Source organism: Streptomyces nanhaiensis (genome assembly GCF_046614825.1).
Lineage (GTDB): Bacteria > Actinomycetota > Actinomycetes > Streptomycetales > Streptomycetaceae > Streptomyces > Streptomyces radiopugnans.
This window is the reverse complement of record NZ_JBKJFM010000050.1, coordinates 1-19,450: the sequence shown is the minus strand read 5'-3', so window position 1 is coordinate 19,450 and position 19,450 is coordinate 1. Positions and strand designations below refer to the sequence as shown.

At 71.1% G+C, this 19,450-nt stretch carries 16 protein-coding genes and 1 rRNA gene; 13 read left to right on the top strand and 4 right to left on the bottom strand.

From position 1 onward, the window contains the following. Nucleotides 1-41 precede the first annotated feature (41 nt). The 3 genes from ACLIYP_RS13780 (at nt 42) to ACLIYP_RS13770 (ending at nt 2,019) form a co-directional block, all read left to right on the top strand. A complete protein-coding gene (locus ACLIYP_RS13780) occupies nt 42-1,265 on the top strand; it encodes a S8 family serine peptidase (protein ID WP_412713410.1) in 1,224 nt (407 codons plus the stop codon). Between the two features lie 71 nt (nt 1,266-1,336). Then, nucleotides 1,337-1,702 (top strand): WXG100 family type VII secretion target, encoded by a 366-nt coding sequence (locus ACLIYP_RS13775; RefSeq protein ID WP_412713409.1) that lies wholly within the window; start codon nt 1,337-1,339, stop codon nt 1,700-1,702. 29 nt (nt 1,703-1,731) lie between these two features. Beyond that, entirely contained in the window at nt 1,732-2,019 is a 288-nt protein-coding gene (locus ACLIYP_RS13770; RefSeq protein WP_412713408.1) for a WXG100 family type VII secretion target, read from the top strand. Nucleotides 2,020-2,131: 112 nt separating this feature from the next. Here ACLIYP_RS13770 and ACLIYP_RS13765 read toward each other — a convergent pair whose 3' ends face one another. Both ACLIYP_RS13765 and eccCa read right to left on the bottom strand, forming a co-directional pair. Continuing rightward, nucleotides 2,132-2,365: a DUF397 domain-containing protein gene (locus ACLIYP_RS13765; protein ID WP_031508379.1), complete on the bottom strand. Its 234-nt coding sequence runs from the start codon at nt 2,363-2,365 to the stop codon at nt 2,132-2,134. A 364-nt stretch (nt 2,366-2,729) separates the two neighbouring features. Next, on the bottom strand, nt 2,730-6,731 hold the full coding sequence (gene eccCa / locus ACLIYP_RS13760) for a type VII secretion protein EccCa (protein WP_412713407.1): 4,002 nt from the start codon (nt 6,729-6,731) through the stop codon (nt 2,730-2,732). Nucleotides 6,732-6,999: 268 nt separating this feature from the next. Here eccCa and eccD point away from each other — a divergent pair, with 268 nt between their 5' ends. The 6 genes from eccD (at nt 7,000) to ACLIYP_RS13730 (ending at nt 14,240) form a co-directional block, all read left to right on the top strand. After that, nucleotides 7,000-8,475 (top strand): type VII secretion integral membrane protein EccD, encoded by a 1,476-nt coding sequence (gene eccD, locus ACLIYP_RS13755; protein WP_412713406.1) that lies wholly within the window; start codon nt 7,000-7,002, stop codon nt 8,473-8,475. Nucleotides 8,476-8,727: 252 nt separating this feature from the next. After that, entirely contained in the window at nt 8,728-9,015 is a 288-nt protein-coding gene (rpsO, locus tag ACLIYP_RS13750) for a 30S ribosomal protein S15 (protein ID WP_093662273.1), read from the top strand. 276 nt (nt 9,016-9,291) lie between these two features. Beyond that, on the top strand, nt 9,292-11,523 hold the full coding sequence (locus ACLIYP_RS13745; protein ID WP_412713405.1) for a polyribonucleotide nucleotidyltransferase: 2,232 nt from the start codon (nt 9,292-9,294) through the stop codon (nt 11,521-11,523). Next, nucleotides 11,520-12,947: a M16 family metallopeptidase gene (locus ACLIYP_RS13740; protein ID WP_412713404.1), complete on the top strand. Its 1,428-nt coding sequence runs from the start codon at nt 11,520-11,522 to the stop codon at nt 12,945-12,947. The genes ACLIYP_RS13745 and ACLIYP_RS13740 overlap by 4 nt, the downstream gene beginning before the upstream one ends. A gap of 73 nt (nt 12,948-13,020) precedes the next feature. Further along, nucleotides 13,021-13,773, top strand: coding sequence for a 4-hydroxy-tetrahydrodipicolinate reductase (gene dapB, locus ACLIYP_RS13735; RefSeq protein ID WP_412713403.1), 753 nt, complete (start codon nt 13,021-13,023; stop codon nt 13,771-13,773). 5 nt (nt 13,774-13,778) lie between these two features. Further along, a complete protein-coding gene (locus tag ACLIYP_RS13730; RefSeq protein ID WP_093662279.1) occupies nt 13,779-14,240 on the top strand; it encodes a hypothetical protein in 462 nt (153 codons plus the stop codon). A gap of 40 nt (nt 14,241-14,280) precedes the next feature. Here ACLIYP_RS13730 and ACLIYP_RS13725 read toward each other — a convergent pair whose 3' ends face one another. Then, nucleotides 14,281-14,832, bottom strand: coding sequence for a hypothetical protein (locus ACLIYP_RS13725; protein ID WP_412713423.1), 552 nt, complete (start codon nt 14,830-14,832; stop codon nt 14,281-14,283). Between the two features lie 52 nt (nt 14,833-14,884). After that, the gene (locus ACLIYP_RS13720; protein ID WP_412713402.1) at nt 14,885-15,124 is read right to left on the bottom strand and encodes a hypothetical protein; all 240 of its coding nucleotides are present in this window, start codon (nt 15,122-15,124) and stop codon (nt 14,885-14,887) included. 257 nt (nt 15,125-15,381) lie between these two features. Between ACLIYP_RS13720 and thyX the strand changes: the two genes are divergently transcribed. The 4 genes from thyX to ACLIYP_RS13700 form a co-directional block, all read left to right on the top strand. Then, nucleotides 15,382-16,074, top strand: coding sequence for an FAD-dependent thymidylate synthase (gene thyX / locus ACLIYP_RS13715; protein WP_412713422.1), 693 nt, complete (start codon nt 15,382-15,384; stop codon nt 16,072-16,074). A 167-nt stretch (nt 16,075-16,241) separates the two neighbouring features. Next, nucleotides 16,242-17,141, top strand: a complete 900-nt coding sequence (gene dapA, locus ACLIYP_RS13710) for a 4-hydroxy-tetrahydrodipicolinate synthase (RefSeq protein WP_093662287.1) — start codon at nt 16,242-16,244, stop codon at nt 17,139-17,141. A 103-nt stretch (nt 17,142-17,244) separates the two neighbouring features. Further along, nucleotides 17,245-18,930: a ribonuclease J gene (locus ACLIYP_RS13705; RefSeq protein WP_412713401.1), complete on the top strand. Its 1,686-nt coding sequence runs from the start codon at nt 17,245-17,247 to the stop codon at nt 18,928-18,930. Nucleotides 18,931-19,344: 414 nt separating this feature from the next. Next, nucleotides 19,345-19,450: ribosomal RNA gene (locus tag ACLIYP_RS13700) — 16S ribosomal RNA — on the top strand; the annotation flags it as partial.

Genomic DNA, 19,450 nt, shown 5'->3' with positions numbered 1-19,450 from the left:
CGGCAGGACACGACCACGGCCACAGGCTGCCGTCGCGGTGGATGCGACGGCGCCTGCTCTCCGTGCTGGCTGTAACCGGTGCATGGACCGTATGCCTCGTCGGGACGGCACCTGTAGCTCAAGCGGACGATGTCCGTTCGCAGCAGTGGTACCTGGACGCCATGCGGGCCGAGGAGATGTGGAAGGTCAGCACGGGCGAGGGCGTCAAGGTGGCCGTCGTCGACAGCGGTGTCAACGACTCCACCGATGCTCTCCAGGGTCAGGTGCTGCCTGGAGAGGACATGACCGGGGCTCCGGGGGAGGCCACCGACGACTACCTCGGCCATGGGACGGACATGGCCGAAGTCATCGTCGGGACGGGGAAGAACGGAAGCGTCCGGGGGCTGGCTCCTGGAGCGAAGGTCATCCCGTACCGAATTCCGCTGAAGGGCCTCGACGGTAAGTCCAAAACCGACGGTTACGTGAAGGCGCTCCGTGCGGCGGCCGACAGCGATGCCAAGATCATCAACATGTCCTTCGGCGGCCCGTACTACGACCCAGCCAGAGCAGAGGCGGTCGAGTATGCCATCGGCAAAGGGAAACTGATCTTCGCTTCTGTCGGAAACGATGCCGAAGGAAAGAACAGGCCGGAATACCCCGCCTCGTACCCCGGCGTCGTCGGCGTGGGCGCCACCGATGAGAAGGGCGAGGTGACGGGCTTCTCCCAGTACGGCGTCAACGTGGATCTGTCCGCTCCGGGAAGCGAGATGCCCGGGTGGTGCGACAAGAGCTTCCGGAAGTACTGCGTCAGAGACGGAGGAACCAGTTCGGCCACCGCCATCGCCTCAGCCTCCGCGGCCCTGATCTGGGCCAAGAACCCCGACTGGACGGCCAACCAGGTCCTGCGTGTGCTGGTGGACACCGCCGGGCGCAAGGACGGGAAAGACGGAGCCTCCAGCGTCTACATCGGATACGGTGCCGTCCGGCCCCGCATCCACCTGCTCGAAGGCAAGGGCGATCCCGGAGACCCGGGCAGGAACCCGATCGAGGCCACGGAACCGACCCTCCCGCCGAAGGCGTCCTCCTCCCAGGGGGAGAGCGACGGCAAGAACGACCGGAACGGTGCCGGGGGAACGGACGAGGACCGGAAGGACCAGGGTGAGACCGCGGCCGCCGCGTCGGAGGACGACGGTGGTCTGTGGATCTACCTGGGAGCGGGTGCCGCGGCGGCCATCGTGGTCGCAGGCGCATTCGTTCTCGTGCGGAGGACGATCCGCAGGACGTGACGGGGGCCCGCACGCGGAGCGCCCATGACGACCAGCCAGTGAGCACCATCAACCCATTCAAGGAGAACGGTATGTCCGGAGAAGGCGGCGGCGACTTCCAGTCAAATGATGCCGATCTCAAGTCGCTGATCCAGCAGGTCAACGCGATGCAGGCCAAGCTCAAGAGCAAGATCTCCAACCTGAACGCCGTGGTCGACACGATCCAGGGCGCCTGGAAGGGCGACGCCGCGAGCTCCTACGACAGGCTCCAGCGGCAGACGAACGAGTACGCCCGGAAGCTGGACGGCAGGCTCCAGCTGATCGAGGAAGCCCTCGAGGCGAGCAAGGACGGGTTCACCGCCAACGAGATCGACCAGATGGAGAAGTTCAACCAGCTGGCGAAGGCGAGCCCGATCAGCGACTTCGCGGGTACGGGCATCACCCCGACCGTCAAGTAACGAGCCATACGGAGAAGGTAGGGGCTGACATGACCATCAAGATCACTTACGGCACCGTCATCGCCGCGTCGGAGGACGTCCGCAACGCGGCCAAGGAGCTGACGAACCAGCTCAACGACCTCGAGGACAAGGTGATGAAGGTCGTCAACACCTGGGACGGTGAGGCGAAGCAGGCCTTCAGGGCCAAGCACGCCGGCTGGAGCCAGGATGTCAGCGGCCTGAACACCACCCTCAACGCCATCGCCGACAACCTGGTCGAGTCGACCAGCGGCTACCAGCGGACGGACCGCAAGGCGGCCCAGCGGTTCGAGTTCTGACCCCCCGGGTCAGTCGCTGACGCCTCGTCGGGCGCCCGGCGACCGGATGCGCATCCGGTCACCGGGCGCCCGACCGCTTTCCCGGCCGGTGCGGGAAACGAGGCGCGTGGCCTCAGGGCTTGAGGTCGAACTCCCCGTCGCGGACCCCGAGTACGAAGGCCCGCCATTCGGCGGCGGTGTAGCGCAGCACGGTGTCGGGGTCCTTGGAGTTGCGCATGGCCACGGCACCGCCCGGCAGGTGGGCGATCTCCACCTTCTCGTCCTCAGGACCGCCGGGCGCGCTCTCCCAGACGGCGTCGGAGATGTCCATCGCGTACAGCTCGTCCTTCTCCTGCTGAGTCCCCATCAGTGTCCTTCCTCGATGGACGCAGGCGACGGGAGCGTGCTCCCGCGCCACGCCGTGCACGGGTCCGCGGTGCGGCGGCGGTGAACGTGAGGGGCACGGCGCGGCGCTCCGCGGCTCACGGCCCCCGGGCAAGATAACAGCCCGGTACGCGTTCCGAGGGGCGTCCGCGCAACCTCCCGACCACGGGGAACGCCGGTTCGAGACGGCTCGCGGACATGCCCGGAGCCGGTCGGGGAACCGCCGCCGGAAGCGGTCCGCGACGGCGCACGGCACGACGGCGGCGCCGGTGAACCCCGGAGGCGGAACGCCCCGGGGCGGCGGACGGCCGGCGAGGCCGGACGTCCGCCGCCCCGGGGCAAGGGGGTCAGCTCGGGGGCAGCCAGCCCACCTGGACCAGCGGGGCCCCGCGCTTGCGGGAGACGAAGTGGCCCCGGCCGGGCGGCATCGGCCGGCCGCGGACGTTGCCGAGGAGGTCGCCCTCGCCCGGGTCGGCGGAGAGGACCACGCCCTGGGCCCCGAGCTCCTTCATACGCTGCATGAACGGCTCGTAGGAGGCGCGGGAGGCACCGGCGGAGCTGCGGGCGATGATGAAGCAGACGCCGATGTCCCGGGCGAAGGGCAGGTGCTCGGCGAGCATCGCCAGCGGGTTGCCGCTGGAGGTGGAGACCAGCTCGTAGTCGTCGATGATCATGAACATCTTCGGGCCGTGCCACCAGCTGCGGTCGCGGAGCTGCTGCGGGGTGACGTCCTCCGGCGGGGTGCGCTTCTCCATCAGGTCCTTCATCGCGGCCATGTGCGTGTCCATGGCGTTGGACATGGCGGCGTACACGATGAGGTGGGAGTCGGGGATGTCGCCCAGCAGCGAGCGCCGGTAGTCGGCGACGACGATGCGCGCCTCGTCGGGCGTGTAGCGCTCGCAGATCTGCTTGGCCAGCAGGCGCAGCAGCGCCGTCTTGCCCGACTCGCTCTCGCCGAAGACCAGGAAGAACGGGTCGGTCTCGAAGTCGACGAAGACCGGCTGCAGGGTGTTCTCGTCGATGCCGAAGGCGACGCCGTACCGCGGGTGGTCGCCGCCCCCGGGCAGCCGGTCGGCGGGCAGCTCGCGCGGCAGCAGCCGCACCGGCGGGGCCGCGGGGCCCTGCCAGGCGCCGGCCACCGCCCGGGTCAGCGCCGCGGTGGCGTCGGAGAGCTCGTCGTCGGAGGCGACGCCGTCGATGCGCGGCACCGCGGTCATGAAGTGCAGCTTCTCCGGCGTCTGGCCGCGCCCGGGCACGCCTGCGGGCACGTTCGCGGCGACCCTGCGGTCGAACTCCGAGTCCATGGTGTCGCCCAGCCGCAGCTCCAGCCGGTTCAGCAACTGGTCCTTCAGGGCCGGACGCACCTCCATGTAGCGGGAGGCGGCCACCACGACGTGGATGCCGTAGCCCAGACCGCGGGCGGCGATGTCGGTGACGACGGCCTCCAGCATCTCGTACTCCTGCTTGAAGGCGCCCCAGCCGTCGACGACCAGGAACACATCGCCCCACGGCTGGTCGGTGATCTCCCCGCGGGCCCGGCGGCGCCGGAAGGTGGCGATGGAGTCGACGCCGCTGGCCCGGAAGTACTCCTCGCGCTGGTTGAGCACGCCGGCGACCTCGGCCACGGTCCGCCGCACCCGCTCCGGGTCCAGCCGGGAGGCGATGCCGCCCACGTGCGGCAGGTCCTTCACCGCCGTCAGGCCGCCGCCGCCGAAGTCCAGCCCGTAGAACTGCACCTCCTGAGGGGTGTGGGTGAGGGCGAAGGAGGCGATCAGGGTGCGCAGCAGGGTGGACTTGCCCGACTGCGGGCCGCCGACGACCAGCATGTGGCCCGCGGCGCCGGAGAAGTCGCGCAGCAGCGTCTCGCGCCGCTGCTCGAACGGCTTGTCCACCAGGCCCAGGGGCACCGTCAGCCGGCCCGCGTGCGGGTAGTCCGGCTGGGTCAGGCCGCGGCCGGGCACCGCCGCCAGACCGGGCAGCAGCTCGTCCAGCGGCGACGCCTGGTCCAGCGGCGGCAGCCACACCTGGTGGGCGGCCGGGCCCTGGTTCTCCAGCCTGCGCACGATGACGTCCAGAACGGTGTCGGCCAGTGCGTCGTCGTCGGCCGGGGCGGCGGGCACGGGAGCCTGGGCGGGCTCGGCGCGCCGGGGGGCCGGAACCGGCACCGGCCTGGCGGTGAAGAGCACCGGCCGGCGCTCGGCCGGCAGCGGCCCGCCGGCGGCCCCGGCCCCGGTGGAGGTGCCGGAGCGGTAGGTGCCCGAGACGTAGGCGGCCTTGAAGCGGACCATCTCGTCGGTGCCGAACTTCAGATAGCCGGAGCCGGGCACCGACGGCAGGTGGTACGCGTCCGGCACACCCAGCGCCGCGCGGGACTCGGCCGCCGAGAAGGTGCGCAGACCGATCCGGTAGGACAGGTACGTCTCCAGCCCGCGCAGCCGGCCCTCCTCCAGACGCTGCGAGGCCAGCAGCAGGTGCACGCCCAGCGAACGGCCGATGCGGCCGATCTGGATGAACATGTCGATGAAGTCCGGCTTGGCCGTCAGCAGTTCGCTGAACTCGTCGATGACCAGCACCAGAGAGGGCAGCGGGATCAGCGGGGCGCCCGCGGCCCGGGCCCGCTCGTAGTCGTGGATGTTGGCGTAGTTGCCGGCGTCGCGCAGCAGCTCCTGGCGGCGGTTGAGCTCGCCGCGGATGGAGTCGCCCATGCGGTCGACCAGCGAGAGGTCGTCGGCCAGGTTGGTGATGACGGCCGCCACGTGCGGCATCTGCGACATCCCGGCGAAGGTCGCGCCGCCCTTGAAGTCCGCCAGCACGAAGTTCAGCGTCTCCGAGGAGTGCGTGACCGCCAGGCCCAGCACCAGGGTGCGCAGCAGCTCCGACTTGCCCGAGCCGGTCGCGCCGACGCACAGGCCGTGCGGGCCCATGCCGTCCTGCGCGGCCTCCTTCAGGTCCAGCATGACCGGCTGGCCGGCCTCGCCCACGCCGATGGGGACGCGCAGCCGCTCGGCCGTGGACCGCGGCCGCCAGGTGCGCCGTACGTCGACCGAGGCGGCGTCGCCCAGACTCAGCAGGTCGGTGAACTCCAGGTTGGCCAGCAGCGGTTCGTCGTCGTCGCCGCCCGTGCCCACGCGCAGCGGGGCGAGCTGGCGGGCCAGCGCCTCGGCCGCCTCCGCGGAGAGGGAGTCGGGCCGCCCCTGGTACACCGCGCCGTGCGCCGACTCCAGCCGCAGCTCGCCGGGGCGTACGACCACCGACAGACCGCCGCGCGGACTGCCGATGTCACCGGGCACGACCTCGATGACGGTGACCCCCTGCAGCCCCTCGGCCGAGGCCAGCATCGAGTCCGGCGGCACCACGGAGCCGCCGTCCAGCACGACCACCACATGGGGCTGGTCCAGCAGCGGCGGTCCGGAGGAGTTGAAGCGGGGGCGGCCCTCCAGCTTCGCGCCCAGCAGGTGCTCCAGGCCCGCCGCGTCGCCCGTGATCAGCCGCCCGCTGCCCGCGCCGTCGGCGACGCCGGACACCTGGACGTGCGGCAGCCACTTGGCCCACTCCCAGCGCTCGGCGCCGTCCCGCCCGGTCACCACGCCGACCACCAGGTCCTCGGGGGAGTGCAGGGTGACGAGGGAGGCGACCATGGCGCGGACGGCGCCGTGCACCGACTCCGGTTCGCCGCTCACCGTCAGGTGGTAGAAGGCGCGCAGGGACACGGCCATCGGCAGGTTCGCGACGGTGCCCTGCGTCTGCAGGAACTGGTGCATCGCACCGGCCGTCAGCGGCTCCAGCTCGTCCACCGGAGCCGTCTCCGGGGCCACCAGCGCGGTGGCGAGCCGCTGTTCGCCCAGGCCGACGCGTACGTGCACGAAGTCGTCGTCGCCGGCGCGCCGTTCCCACACCCGGCTGGGGGCCTCCCCGGCGAAGCGCGGGGAGGACTCGGCGACCAGGGCCCACAGCTGGTCCGGCGAGGGGTGCAGGTAGTACTGCGCGTCCCGCTGCATCCGCGCCGTCCTGCGGACCTTGCGCCTGGTCTGCGCCAGGTACTTGAGGTAGTCGCGGCGCATCTGGGCCATCTCGCCCTGGGTGCCCCGGCGGAACCGCACGATGGTGGCGATGAGCATGGCCACGGTGGACGCGATCATGATCACGCCCATGATGCGCATGAAGGGGTGCGCGTTCGGCATGAAGAAGAAGACCACCGAACCACCCATGCCCAGCATCGGCAGGAGCTGGAACAGCACGCCCTCCTGCTGTCCGCGCGGGAGTTCGGGCGGTGGTTCAAGCCTCAGATCCTCGCCGGGCACGCTGGGCGGCAGCACCCGCGGCGGACGCTTGACGACGATCTGGCTCACGGAAGCATCAATCCCTCGGGCAGAGCGGGACGGTGGTGTGCCTGCCGACGCCCCCGTGGCGACGGACCCCGTCCGCGCGGGGCGATACTACTGGCAGCCGCCGGTGCCGGGGGGCGGTAGGGTGGCGCGCGACATATGCGCAGCGTGAGCGGCCTGCCGGGGGTGAAAAGCCGCGGCAGGGCGCGGAGTTCCCGGGGAGGGACCGTGCGCATCGTGTGGAGCCAATGAGCCAGTGAGCCAGCGAGCAGCCCACGAGGGGGATCTCAAGGTGAGTACGACTGCACCGGCAGCCGCCACCGGCTTCTGCCGGGTCACCATCGTCGCGCCCGACAGCCGCATCGACGTGGCCCTCCCCGAGGACGTCCCGGTCGCCGACCTGTACCCCGAGATCCTCCGCCTCAGCGGCCAGACCTCCGCCGAGGGCGCTCCGGTCGGCTACCACCTGGTGCGCCGCGACGGCGGCGTGCTCGACAGCGCCCGCTCCCTGACCGCCCAGCAGGTCCTGGACGGCGAGGTCCTCAGCCTCCGCCCGTTCGCCGAGTCGCTGCCGCCGGCCGTCTTCGACGACGTCTCCGACGCGGTCGCCTCCGCGGTCTCGAAGGACCGCAGGATGTGGAGCGACGACCTGATGCGCGGAGCCGGGCTGGTCGGCGGCGTGGTGCTGCTGTCGCTCATGGCCTTCGTGCTGTGGTTCGCCGACCCGGTCCGCCACGACATGCACAGCCTGCCGGGCATCCTCGCCGCGATCACCGGAGTGCTGCTGATCGCCTTCGCGGCGGTACGGGCCCGGGTGTACGACGACCGCCCCTGCGCGACGGCGCTCGGACTCGCCTCCCTGCCGCACGTGATGATCGCCGGGTCCGGGCTGCTGCCCCTGGCGGACGGCGGCGGCATCGGCAGACTGCAGTTCCTGCTCGGGTGCGTCGCCGTCCTCGTGGCCTCCGTCGCCCTGATCGCCGCCACGCCCGGCGGGGACGGCCCGTTCGTCGCCGCCGCCTTCGCGTCCACCGTCGGCACCCTGGCCACCTTCACCGCCATCCTCGCCGAACTGAGCCCGGTGCAGACCGCGGCCGTGTGCGCCCCCGTGGCGATCGGCGCCATCGCCTTCCTGCCCGGCCTGTCGGCCCGTTTCGCCCGGCTTCCCATCGGCTACAACGCCCCGCGCACCGGTGCCATGCGCTACGACGAGGACCCCGACGCCGCCCCCGACACCGCCGGGCCCGTCGACGCGGACCGCATCGCGGCCCAGGCCCGCCGCGGCCACGAGACGCTGCTCGGCCTCGTCGGCGGCTGCTCGGCCGTCGTCGTCGCCTCCGCGGCCGTCCTGGGCTTCTCCGAGTCGGGCTGGGGGCAGCTCCTCGCCCTGGCCGCGGGGCTGGCGGCGCTGACGCGCGCCCGCCTGTTCCGCTACACCGCCCAGGTCGCCTGCACCCTCGCCGCGGGGCTGGGCGCCCTCGCCCTCCTCGCGCTCGGCCTGGCCCTCAACCCGCCCGCCGACCTGGTGCGCGAGCTGCTGGCCGGCGACAGCGGCCCGCTGGACCTGCGCACCGTCTGGCTGTCGGCCGCCCTGGCCGGCGCGGCGGCCCTGGCCACGGCCATCGGCCTGATCGTGCCGCGGCGCGGCGTCACCCCCTTCTGGGGCCGGTTCCTCGACTTCGCGGAGGGCTTCGTCCTGCTGTCGCTGGTCCCGCTGTGCCTGGCGGTGCTGGACGCCTACTCCGCCGCGCGGAGCATGACCGGCTGAGGCGGGCGCCCGTGCCACCCCGGGAGCTCCGGCGGTCCCGGCGTCCCGGCCGCCCGGCCGCCCGGCGGCGACCTGCGGTGAGCGTCCCGTCGCACGACTGGTAGGGTTGTCGGCGGCCGTTTGTGTACGCGTCTTCCGGTGACCACCTGGAGGCAGCGCCCAGCGGACCCCGCCTCCCGAGTCGTGGAAGATCCCCTGCGCGGAAGACCAGGGGCACTCGGTGGCCTCGACGAAGAATCCAAGGAGTATCGCGTGTCGCTCGACGCCGCTACGAAGAAGCAGATCATGGCCGAGTTCGCCACCAAGGAGGGCGACACCGGCTCCCCCGAGGTCCAGGTGGCGATGCTCACCCGCCGCATCTCGGACCTCACCGAGCACCTGAAGACCCACAAGCACGACCACCACTCCCGCCGGGGCCTGCTGCTCCTGGTCGGCCAGCGCCGCCGCCTGCTGCAGTACCTGGCGAAGAAGGACATCCAGCGCTTCCGCGCGCTGGTCGAGCGCCTGGGCATCCGCCGCGGCGCGGCCGGCGCCCGGTAGTACGCCGTGAAAGGGAGCGGTTCCCCGGCGGGGACCGCTCCCTTCGCCGTACTCGCGGTGCCTCACAGGCACTCACGGAGACCGGAAGCTTTGTAGTCTGGTCCCACAACGACATACGAGAACGAGGCGGAGCGCCTTCACGCCGCCGGTCCTCGGTAGTGGCCCCCGGGCGAAAGGTCCCGGGAGCTTCGATCGAAGACCGGCCCGTACGGGAAGACGCTCCACCGCCACCGTCCGAGCCACACGGGCACGGACGCAGACGAGGAGAATTCCCTGGTGGAGAACGAGACCCACTACGCCGAGGCCGTCATCGACAACGGTTCCTTCGGCACCCGCACCATCCGTTTCGAGACGGGCCGCCTGGCCCGCCAGGCCGCCGGCTCGGCCGTGGCCTACCTGGACGACGACACCATGGTGCTGTCGGCCACCACCGCCTCGAAGCACCCCAAGGAGCAGCTGGACTTCTTCCCCCTGACGGTCGACGTCGAGGAGCGGATGTACGCCGCGGGCAAGATCCCCGGCTCCTTCTTCCGCCGCGAGGGCCGCCCCAGCGAGGACGCGATCCTCACCTGCCGCCTGATCGACCGCCCGCTGCGCCCGTCCTTCAAGAAGGGCCTGCGCAACGAGATCCAGATCGTCGAGACGATCCTCGCGCTCAACCCCGACCACCTCTACGACGTGGTCGCCATCAACGCCGCCTCCTGCTCCACCCAGCTGGCCGGCCTGCCCTTCTCGGGCCCGATCGGCGGCACCCGCGTCGCCCTGATCCGCGGCCAGTGGGTGGCCTTCCCCACCCACAGCGAGCTGGAGGAGGCCGTCTTCGACATGGTCGTCGCCGGCCGTGTCCTGCCCGACGGCGACGTGGCGATCATGATGGTCGAGGCCGAGGCCACCGAGAAGACCGTCGAGCTGGTCAAGGGCGGCGCCGAGGCGCCGACCGAGGAGGTCGTCGCCGCCGGCCTGGAGGCCGCCAAGCCCTTCATCAAGACCCTGTGCAAGGCCCAGTCGGACCTGGCCGCCAAGGCCGCCAAGCCGGTCGGCGAGTTCCCGATCTACCTGGACTACCAGGACGACGTGTACCAGGCGCTGGAGACGGCCGTCCGCGACGAGCTGGCCCAGGCGCTGACCATCGCCGGCAAGCAGGAGCGCGAGACCGAGCTCGACCGCGTCAAGGCGCTGGCCGCCGAGAAGCTGCTGCCGCAGTTCGAGGGGCGCGAGAAGGAGATCTCCGCGGCGTACCGCTCGCTGACCAAGGCCCTGGTCCGCGAGCGCGTCATCAAGGAGAAGAAGCGCATCGACGGCCGCGGTCTGACCGACATCCGCACCCTGGCCGCCGAGGTCGAGGCGATCCCCCGGGTCCACGGCTCGGCGCTGTTCGAGCGCGGTGAGACCCAGATCCTGGGCGTCACCACCCTCAACATGCTCCGCATGGAGCAGCAGCTCGACACCCTCTCGCCGGTGACGCGCAAGCGCTACATGCACAACTACAACTTCCCGCCGTACTCCACCGGCGAGACCGGTCGCGTCGGCTCCCCCAAGCGCCGCGAGATCGGCCACGGCGCGCTGGCCGAGCGGGCGATCGTCCCGGTCCTGCCCAGCCGCGAGGAGTTCCCGTACGCCATCCGCCAGGTCTCCGAGGCGCTGGGCTCCAACGGCTCGACGTCCATGGGTTCGGTGTGCGCCTCCACCATGTCGCTGCTGAACGCCGGCGTGCCGCTCAAGGCGCCGGTCGCAGGCATCGCGATGGGCCTGATCTCCCAGGAGATCGAGGGCGAGACCCACTACGTCACCCTCACCGACATCCTCGGTGCGGAGGACGCCTTCGGCGACATGGACTTCAAGGTCGCCGGCACCCGCCAGTTCGTCACCGCCCTCCAGCTCGACACCAAGCTGGACGGCATCCCGGCCTCCGTGCTGGCCGCGGCCCTCAAGCAGGCCCGTGACGCCCGCCTGCACATCCTGGACGTGATGAGCGAGGCCATCGACGTCCCGGACGAGATGTCCCCCAACGCGCCGCGGATCATCACCGTGAAGATCCCGGTGGACAAGATCGGTGAGGTCATCGGCCCCAAGGGCAAGATGATCAACCAGATCCAGGAGGACACCGGCGCCGACATCACCATCGAGGACGACGGCACCATCTACATCGGCGCCGCCGACGGCCCGGCCGCCGAGGCCGCCCGCGCCACCATCAACGGCATCGCCAACCCGACGATGCCCGAGGTCGGCGAGCGCTACCTGGGCACGGTCGTGAAGACCACCACCTTCGGAGCCTTCGTCTCCCTGCTCCCGGGCAAGGACGGCCTGCTGCACATCTCGCAGATCCGCAAGCTCGCCGGCGGCAAGCGCGTGGAGAACGTCGAGGACGTGCTGGGGGTCGGCCAGAAGGTCCAGGTCGAGATCGCCGAGATCGACCAGCGAGGCAAGCTGTCGCTGATCCCGGTGCTCGAGGAGGACGAGAAGGAAGGCGCCGAGACCACCGACGCGAAGGACACCGCGACCAAGTGACGCGCACGCCCCGTACGACGGCCCGCCCCACCGCCCCGGTGGGGCGGGCCGTCGCCCGTCCCCACCACGCCCCCCGCCCGGCCGCCGGGCCCGCATCCGGCCGCTGGTCCCCGTCCGCCACCGCAGCCGGAAACGGCGCGGGCACCGTCCGCAAGACCGTGCTCCCCGGCGGCCTGCGGGTCGTCACCGAGTCGGTGCCGACCGTCCGCTCCGCCACCTTCGGCATCTGGGCGCGGGTCGGCTCACGAGACGAGACGCCCACGCTCAACGGCGCCACCCACTACCTGGAGCACCTGCTCTTCAAGGGCACCGGGCGGCGCAGCGCCCTGGACATCTCCGCGGAGATCGACGCGGTCGGCGGTGAGATGAACGCCTTCACGGCGAAGGAGTTCACCTGCTACTACGCCCGGGTCCTGGACACCGACCTGCCGCTGGCGGTCGACGTCGTCTGCGACATGCTGACCGGCTCGCTGATCCGCTCCGAGGACGTCGACGCCGAGCGCAACGTCGTCCTGGAGGAGATCGCCATGACCGAGGACGACCCCGGGGACTGCGTCCACGACCTGTTCGCCAGGACCATGCTCGGCGACACCCCGCTGGGCCGCCCGGTCCTGGGTACCACCGACACCATCAACGCCCTCACCCGCGACCAGATCGCCCGCTTCTACCGCCGGCACTACGACCCCACCCACCTGGTCGTCGCAGCCGCCGGCAACCTCGACCACGACACGGTCGTACGGCAGGTGCGAGAGGCCTTCGAGCGGGCGGGCGCCCTGGGCCGTGCCGACGCCGAGCCCGTCGCCCCCCGCAGCGGCTCGCGCCGCATCCGCACCGCCGGCCGCGTCGACCTGCTGGACCGCGCCACCGAGCAGGCCCACGTCATCCTCGGAATGCCCGGGCTGTCCCGCACCGACGAGCGCCGCTGGGCACTGGGAGTGCTCAGCGCCGCCCTGGGCGGTGGCATGAGCTCCCGGCTGTTCCAGGAGGTGCGGGAGAAGCGCGGGCTGGCCTACAGCGTCTACTCCTACACCTCGGGCTTCGCCGACTGCGGCCTGTTCGGCGTGTACGTGGGCTGCCGCCCCAACCTGGTCCACGACGTGCTGAAGATCTGCCGCGACGAACTCGACCACGTCGCCGCGCACGGTCTGGGGGACGAGGAGCTGCGCCGCGCCATCGGGCAGGTCTCCGGCTCCACGGTCATGGGCCTGGAGGACACCGGCGCGCTGATGAACCACATCGGCAAGGGCGAGCTGTGCTGGGGCGAGCAGCTTTCGGTCGACGGGATGCTCGCGAAGATCGCCTCCGTCACCCCCGACGACATCCGCTCGGTGGCCCGGGAGATCCTGGGATGGCGGCCCTCGCTGTCGGTCATCGGGCCGCTGACCGACCGGCAGAGCGCCCGCCTGGACGACGCCGTCGCCTGACCGCAGGCCGGCCCGGCCGGCCCCGCCCGATCCGGGCCCCGCCGGGCCCGTACCCGTGAAAGGGAACACGCACATGAGCAAGCTCCGCGTAGCAGTCCTCGGCGCCAGGGGCCGCATCGGCTCCGAGGCCGCCCGCTCCGTGGAGGGCGCCGACGACATGGAGCTCGTCGCGGCCCTGGACAAGGACGACTCCCTGGAGGCGCTCACCGAAGCGGGCGCCCAGGTCGCGGTGGACCTGACGCACCCCGACTCGGTGATGGGCAACCTGGAGTTCTGCGTCGGACACGGCATCCACGGCGTCGTCGGCACCACCGGCTGGACCGACGAGCGCTTCGGGAAGCTGCGCACCTGGCTGGAGGCCTCCCCGGGCACCGGAGTGCTGGTCGCGCCGAACTTCTCCATCGGCGCCGTGCTGACCATGCGCTTCGCCCGGCAGGCCGCCCGTTTCTTCGAGTCCGCCGAGGTGGTCGAGCTGCACCACCCGAACAAGGCCGACGCGCCCTCCGGCACCGCCACCCGCACCGCCCAGCTCATCGCCGCGGCGCGGGCCGAGGCGGGCTGCCCGGCGCAGCCGGACGCCACCACCTCGGCCCTCGACGGCGCCCGCGGCGCGGACGTGGACGGGATCCCGGTGCACGCGGTGCGGCTGCGCGGACTGCTGGCGCACCAGGAGGTGCTCTTCGGCGACACCGGCGAGACCCTCACCATCCGCCACGACTCGCTGCACCACAGCAGCTTCATGCCCGGCATCCTGCTGGGAGTGCGCCGGGTGACCGGCACCCCCGGCCTCACCGTGGGGCTGGAACACTTCATGGACCTGGACTGAGACCCATGGGCGGAAAGATCACCTATGCCTTCCTCGCCGTCTCGCTGGTCGTCGTCTTCGCGGTGGTGGCCCTGGAGGGCGTACTGCTGCTGAGGACCGGCGAGCCGGCCGCGATGGGGATGGGGGCCGTCGCCTTCGTCCTCCCGTGCGTCGGCGCCTGGTTCCTGTGGCACAACACCCGCTTCGCCCGGAACGCGAACCGCCTGGCGCGGGAACTGGAGGCCGAGGGCGGGCTGCCGCAGGACGGGCCCGCGCGGACGGCGGGCGGACGCGTGGACAAGGCGTCGGCGGACGAGGTCTTCGCCCGGCGCAAGGAGGAGACCGAGGCCGCCCCGGACGACTGGCGCTGCTGGTTCCGGCTGGCCGTGGCCTACCACGACGCCCGGGACACCCCGCGGGCCCGCAAGGCGATGCAGCGGGCCATCGCGCTGCACGACGGCGGGCCCGTGCGGGAGACCGCCGCCTGAGCGGCGCCGGCCGCCCCCGGACCCAGCGGACCGGCACGGTCTAGGGGCGGCTGTTCTCCGCGGCCCAGCCCTCCACCACGTCCGCCGCCTGGTCGAAGGAGTCGGGGCGGGAGAGGAAGTCGGCGTTGTGGTCGGTCAGCACGGGCCTGAGCGCCTCGCCGCGCCGCGGTTCGACGAGCAGGGCCTGCCCCTGCACGGTCCGCGGCATGCCCAGCCACTTCACCGGCTGCTGCACCGTCCGTACGGCCGAGACGTCCCGCCAGGACAGCGTCGTGGTCGAGACCAGGCCCACCTGGCGTATCCCGCGGGCGCTGACCCACACCCCCACACGCAGCAGCCGCAGCGCGTAGGCGATCACCAGCGCCGCGAAGAGCAGGCACACGGCCGCCTCCGCGGTGGCGCCGGCCATGGCGATGATCAGGGTGGACATCAGCATGTAGGCGGCGAGCAGCAGTGCCAGAGCCGCCCCGGCGACCCGCCAGGGGCCCGGCCGGTACGGTCGTCGCCATCTCTCCCGCTCCTCGTACGGCAGCGGTGCGTCGGAGGCGGTGGCGTCCAGTTCGCCGTCGGCCGTCAGGAAGTGCAGTGGCACGGGATCCTCGCTCACGGACACAGTGGGTGGGGGCCTGTGAGCGAGGAGATTATCAGCGGCTCTCGGCGGCGGTCGGCTGGTCCGGCCTGCCGTCCTGCGGCCGCGGGGTCTCCAGGGCCGGCATCCCCAGGAGCAGGGACCCCACGAGCCCGGCGACCACGACCACCCCCAGCAGCACGCGGCCGGCCATGTCCGTCCTCGACGGACGGCGGCGCGGGGGAGTGACGTTGCTGCGGAAGTGCCCGGACTCGGCGACGAAGGCGAAGGGCACGGACTCTTCGCGGCGGACCATCTGCTGCTGCTCCTCGAAAGGTGATCTGTACTGCCACGGGGAGAACGTCCGGACGTTCGGCCAAGTGCCCGTTTTCCACTACTTGCGGAAGAATATCAGCGCCCGTCTCCGCCGCCGCGCGAGTGGGGGCGAGCCGGGGGCGAGGTCGCCCCCGCGGCCGTCGCCGCCATAGGCTGTGCGCCGCCCCGACTTCCCGCGTGGCACGACCGAAAGGATCCCCGGTGTCCGACGCCCCCGACATCCGCTTCCGCAGTGACATGACCGTCGAGCTGGTCAAACACTCGGCCGCAGACACCGACGTGCTGTGGGCGGCGCGGGTCTCCACCGCGGGTGAGCAGTCCCTGGACGAGCTGGATAAGGATCCGCAGCGCTCCAGGGGGCTGATCAACTTCCTGATGCGCGACCGGCACGGCAGTCCGTTCGAGCACAACTCGATGACCTTCTTCATCAGCGCCCCGCTGTTCGTCTTCCGCGAGTTCCACCGCCACAGGGTCGGCTGGAGCTACAACGAGGAGAGCGGCAGGTACCGCGAGCTGGAGCCCGTCTTCTACGTGCCGGACACCTCCCGCAAGCTGGTGCAGGAGGGGCGTCCGGGCAAGTACCGGTTCGTGGAGGGCAGTGAGGAGCAGCACCGGCTGGCCGTGGAGGCCATGGAGTTCTCCTACCGCCGCTCCTACGAGGCGTACCAGGAGATGCTGGACGCGGGCATCGCCCGCGAGGTCGCCCGCGCGACCCTTCCGGTCGGCCTCTACTCCTCGATGTACGCCACCTGCAACGCCCGGTCGCTGATGCACTTCCTGGGGCTGCGCACCCAGCACGAACTGGCGAGGGTGCCCTCTTTCCCGCAGCGCGAGATCGAGATGGTCGCCGAGCGGATGGAGGCGCACTGGGCCGGCCTCATGCCCCTGACGCACGAGGCGTTCAACGCCAACGGGCGGGTCGCCCCGTAGCTCACGGAACCATCGTGATCTCTGTCCGGATTGCGGCCTTTGGAGAGGTTCGTCTACGCTTTTCCCACGGACCCGGCACTGTCTGAACCCCCGAGCGGACAGTGCCGGGCTCCTCAACCGGCTCCCGAGGGCACACCGGACCTCAGGCTGCGAGTAGCGTGGGACCCATGGCTCCGACCTCCACACCGCAGACGCCCTTCGGGCGGGTCCTGACCGCGATGGTCACGCCGTTCACCGCGGACGGCGATCTCGACCTCGACGGCGCGCAGCAGCTCGCCGCCCACCTGGTGGACGCCGGCAACGACGGCATCGTCGTCAACGGCACCACCGGTGAGTCCCCGACCACCAGCGATGCGGAGAAAGCCCAGCTCGTGCGGGCGGTGGTCGAGGCGGTCGGCGACCGCGCCCACGTCGTCGCCGGAGCCGGCACCAACGACACCCGGCACAGCCTGGAACTGGCCCGCGCGGCCGAGCGGGCCGGCGCCCACGGCCTGCTGGCCGTCACGCCGTACTACAGCAAGCCCCCGCAGGAGGGCCTGTACCGGCACTTCACCGCCATCGCCGACGCCACCGGTCTGCCGGTCATGCTCTACGACATCCCCGGGCGCAGCGGTGTTCCCATCAACACCGAGACCATCGTCCGACTGGCCGAACACCCCAGGATCGTCGCCAACAAGGACGCCAAGGGCGATCTGGGGCGCGCCAGCTGGGCCATCGCCACCAGCGGACTCGCCTGGTACAGCGGTGACGACATGCTCAACCTCCCGCTGCTGTCCGTCGGCGCGGTCGGCTTCGTCTCGGTAGTCGGCCACGTGGTCGCCCCCGAACTGCGCGCGCTGCTGGACGCCCACCTCAGCGGTGACGTCACCAAGGCGACGGAGATCCACCAGAAGCTGCTGCCGGTCTTCACCGGTATGTTCCGCACCCAGGGCGTGATCACCACCAAGGCCGCCCTCGCGCTCCAGGGGTTGCCGGCAGGCCCCCTGCGGATGCCGCTCGTCGAGCTGACCCCGGAGGAGACGGAGCAGCTCAAGCGCGATCTCGCCGCCGGCGGGGTACAGCTCTGAAACAGACTTCACAACTGGATACGGACCAACAACTGCAAGTGCACGACGATCGCGCGCCACGTGCCCGGCCAGGGCGCGTGGCGCGCGTGGTGAGGAGAGACTTTTGAGCCACCCGCATCCCGAACTCGGCCCCCCGCCGCCACTGCCCGAGGGCGGCCTGCGCGTCACCCCGCTGGGCGGTCTCGGCGAGATCGGCCGCAACATGACCGTCTTCGAGTACGGCGGCCGGCTGCTCATCGTCGACTGCGGCGTCCTCTTCCCCGAGGAGGAGCAGCCCGGAATCGACCTGATCCTTCCGGACTTCAGCTCCGTGCGGGACCGGCTGGAGGACATCGACGGCATCGTCCTGACCCACGGCCACGAGGACCACATCGGCGGCGTCCCGTACCTGCTGCGGGAGAAGCCCGACATCCCGCTGATCGGCTCCAAGCTGACCCTGGCCCTGATCGAGGCCAAGCTCCAGGAGCACCGCATCCGTCCCTACACCCTCGAGGTGGCCGAGGGCGACCGCGAGCGCATCGGCCCCTTCGACTGCGAGTTCGTCGCGGTCAACCACTCCATCCCGGACGCGCTGGCCGTCGCCGTCCGCACCCCGGCGGGCATGGTCGTGCACACCGGCGACTTCAAGATGGACCAGCTTCCGCTGGACCGCCGCCTCACCGACCTGCGAGCCTTCGCGCGTCTGGGCGAGGAGGGCATCGACCTGCTGCTGTCGGACTCGACGAACGCCGAGGTGCCGGGCTTCACACCGCACGAGCGCGACATCTCCCAGGTGCTGCGCCAGGTGTTCGCCGGAGCGCGCAAGCGCATCATCGTGGCGAGCTTCGCCAGCCATGTCCACCGCATCCAGCAGATCCTCGACGCGGCCCACGAGTACGGCCGCCGTGTCGCCTTCGTCGGCCGGTCGATGGTCCGGAACATGGGCATTGCCCGGGACCTGGGCTACCTCAAGGTGCCCGCCGGGCTCGTCGTGGACGTCAAGACGCTGGACGACCTGCCGGACGACGAGGTGGTGCTCGTCTGCACCGGATCGCAGGGCGAGCCGATGGCCGCGCTGTCGCGCATGGCCAACCGGGACCACCAGATCCGCATCGTCCCCGGCGACACGGTGATCCTGGCCTCCTCGCTGATCCCGGGCAACGAGAACGCGGTCTACCGGGTGATCAACGGCCTGACCCGGTGGGGCGCCGACGTCGTCCACAAGGGCAACGCCAAGGTGCACGTGTCGGGCCACGCCTCGGCGGGCGAGCTGCTGTACTTCTACAACATCTGCCGGCCGAAGAACCTGATGCCGGTCCACGGCGAGTGGCGTCACCTGCGGGCCAACGCGGAGCTGGGCGCGCAGACCGGGGTGCCCAAGGACCACATCGTGATCGCCGAGGACGGCGTGGTGGTCGACCTGGTCGACGGCAGGGCCAAGATCGTCGGAAAGGTCCAGGCGGGCTACGTCTACGTCGACGGCCTCTCGGTCGGCGACGTCACCGAGTCGTCGCTGAAGGACCGCCGGATCCTGGGCGAGGAGGGGATCATCTCGATCTTCGTGGTGGTGGACAGCACCACCGGCAAGATCACGGGTGGTCCGCACATCCAGTCCCGGGGGTCCGGCATCGACGACAAGGACTTCGAGTCGGTGATCCCCAAGATCGACGAAGCCCTGGCGAAGTCGGCTCAGGACGGCATCTCCGAGCCGCATCAGGTGCAGCAGCTCGTCCGCCGCGTGGTGGGCAGGTGGGTGTCGGACAACTACCGCCGCCGGCCCATGATCCTCCCCGTGGTCGTCGAGGTCTGAGGCTCAACCGGGGGCGGGGCACCCGGATTTGCATCCGGGCGCCCCGCTCCAGTACGTTTAAGTCTCCGCCGAACGGGAACCGGAAGCAGTCTTGCGCCGGTAGGTTCCCGCGACCGGAATCAGCGAACGGGACGGAAACGGACCGGAAAATGATTCTGGTAAGGTCGGAGACACCGAAGGGAAGCGCCCGGAGGGGCCCCGGAAGGGGTGCCGAAGGAAGCGTCCGTTCCTTGAGAACTCAACAGCGTGCCAAAAGTCAACGCCAGATATGTTGATACCCCGTCGCTCCTCCGGTTCCGGAGGAGTCGGCGAGGTTCCTTTGAAACACACAGCGAGGACGCTGTGCACCGCGGAAACCATTCCTTTCCGCCGGTGCCGCTCTGCGCGATGTGACCCGGGCATACCGGGACAGCATTCACGGAGAGTTTGATCCTGGCTCAGGACGAACGCTGGCGGCGTGCTTAACACATGCAAGTCGAACGCTGCCCCTTCTTCGGGAGGGGCGGAGTGGCGAACGGGT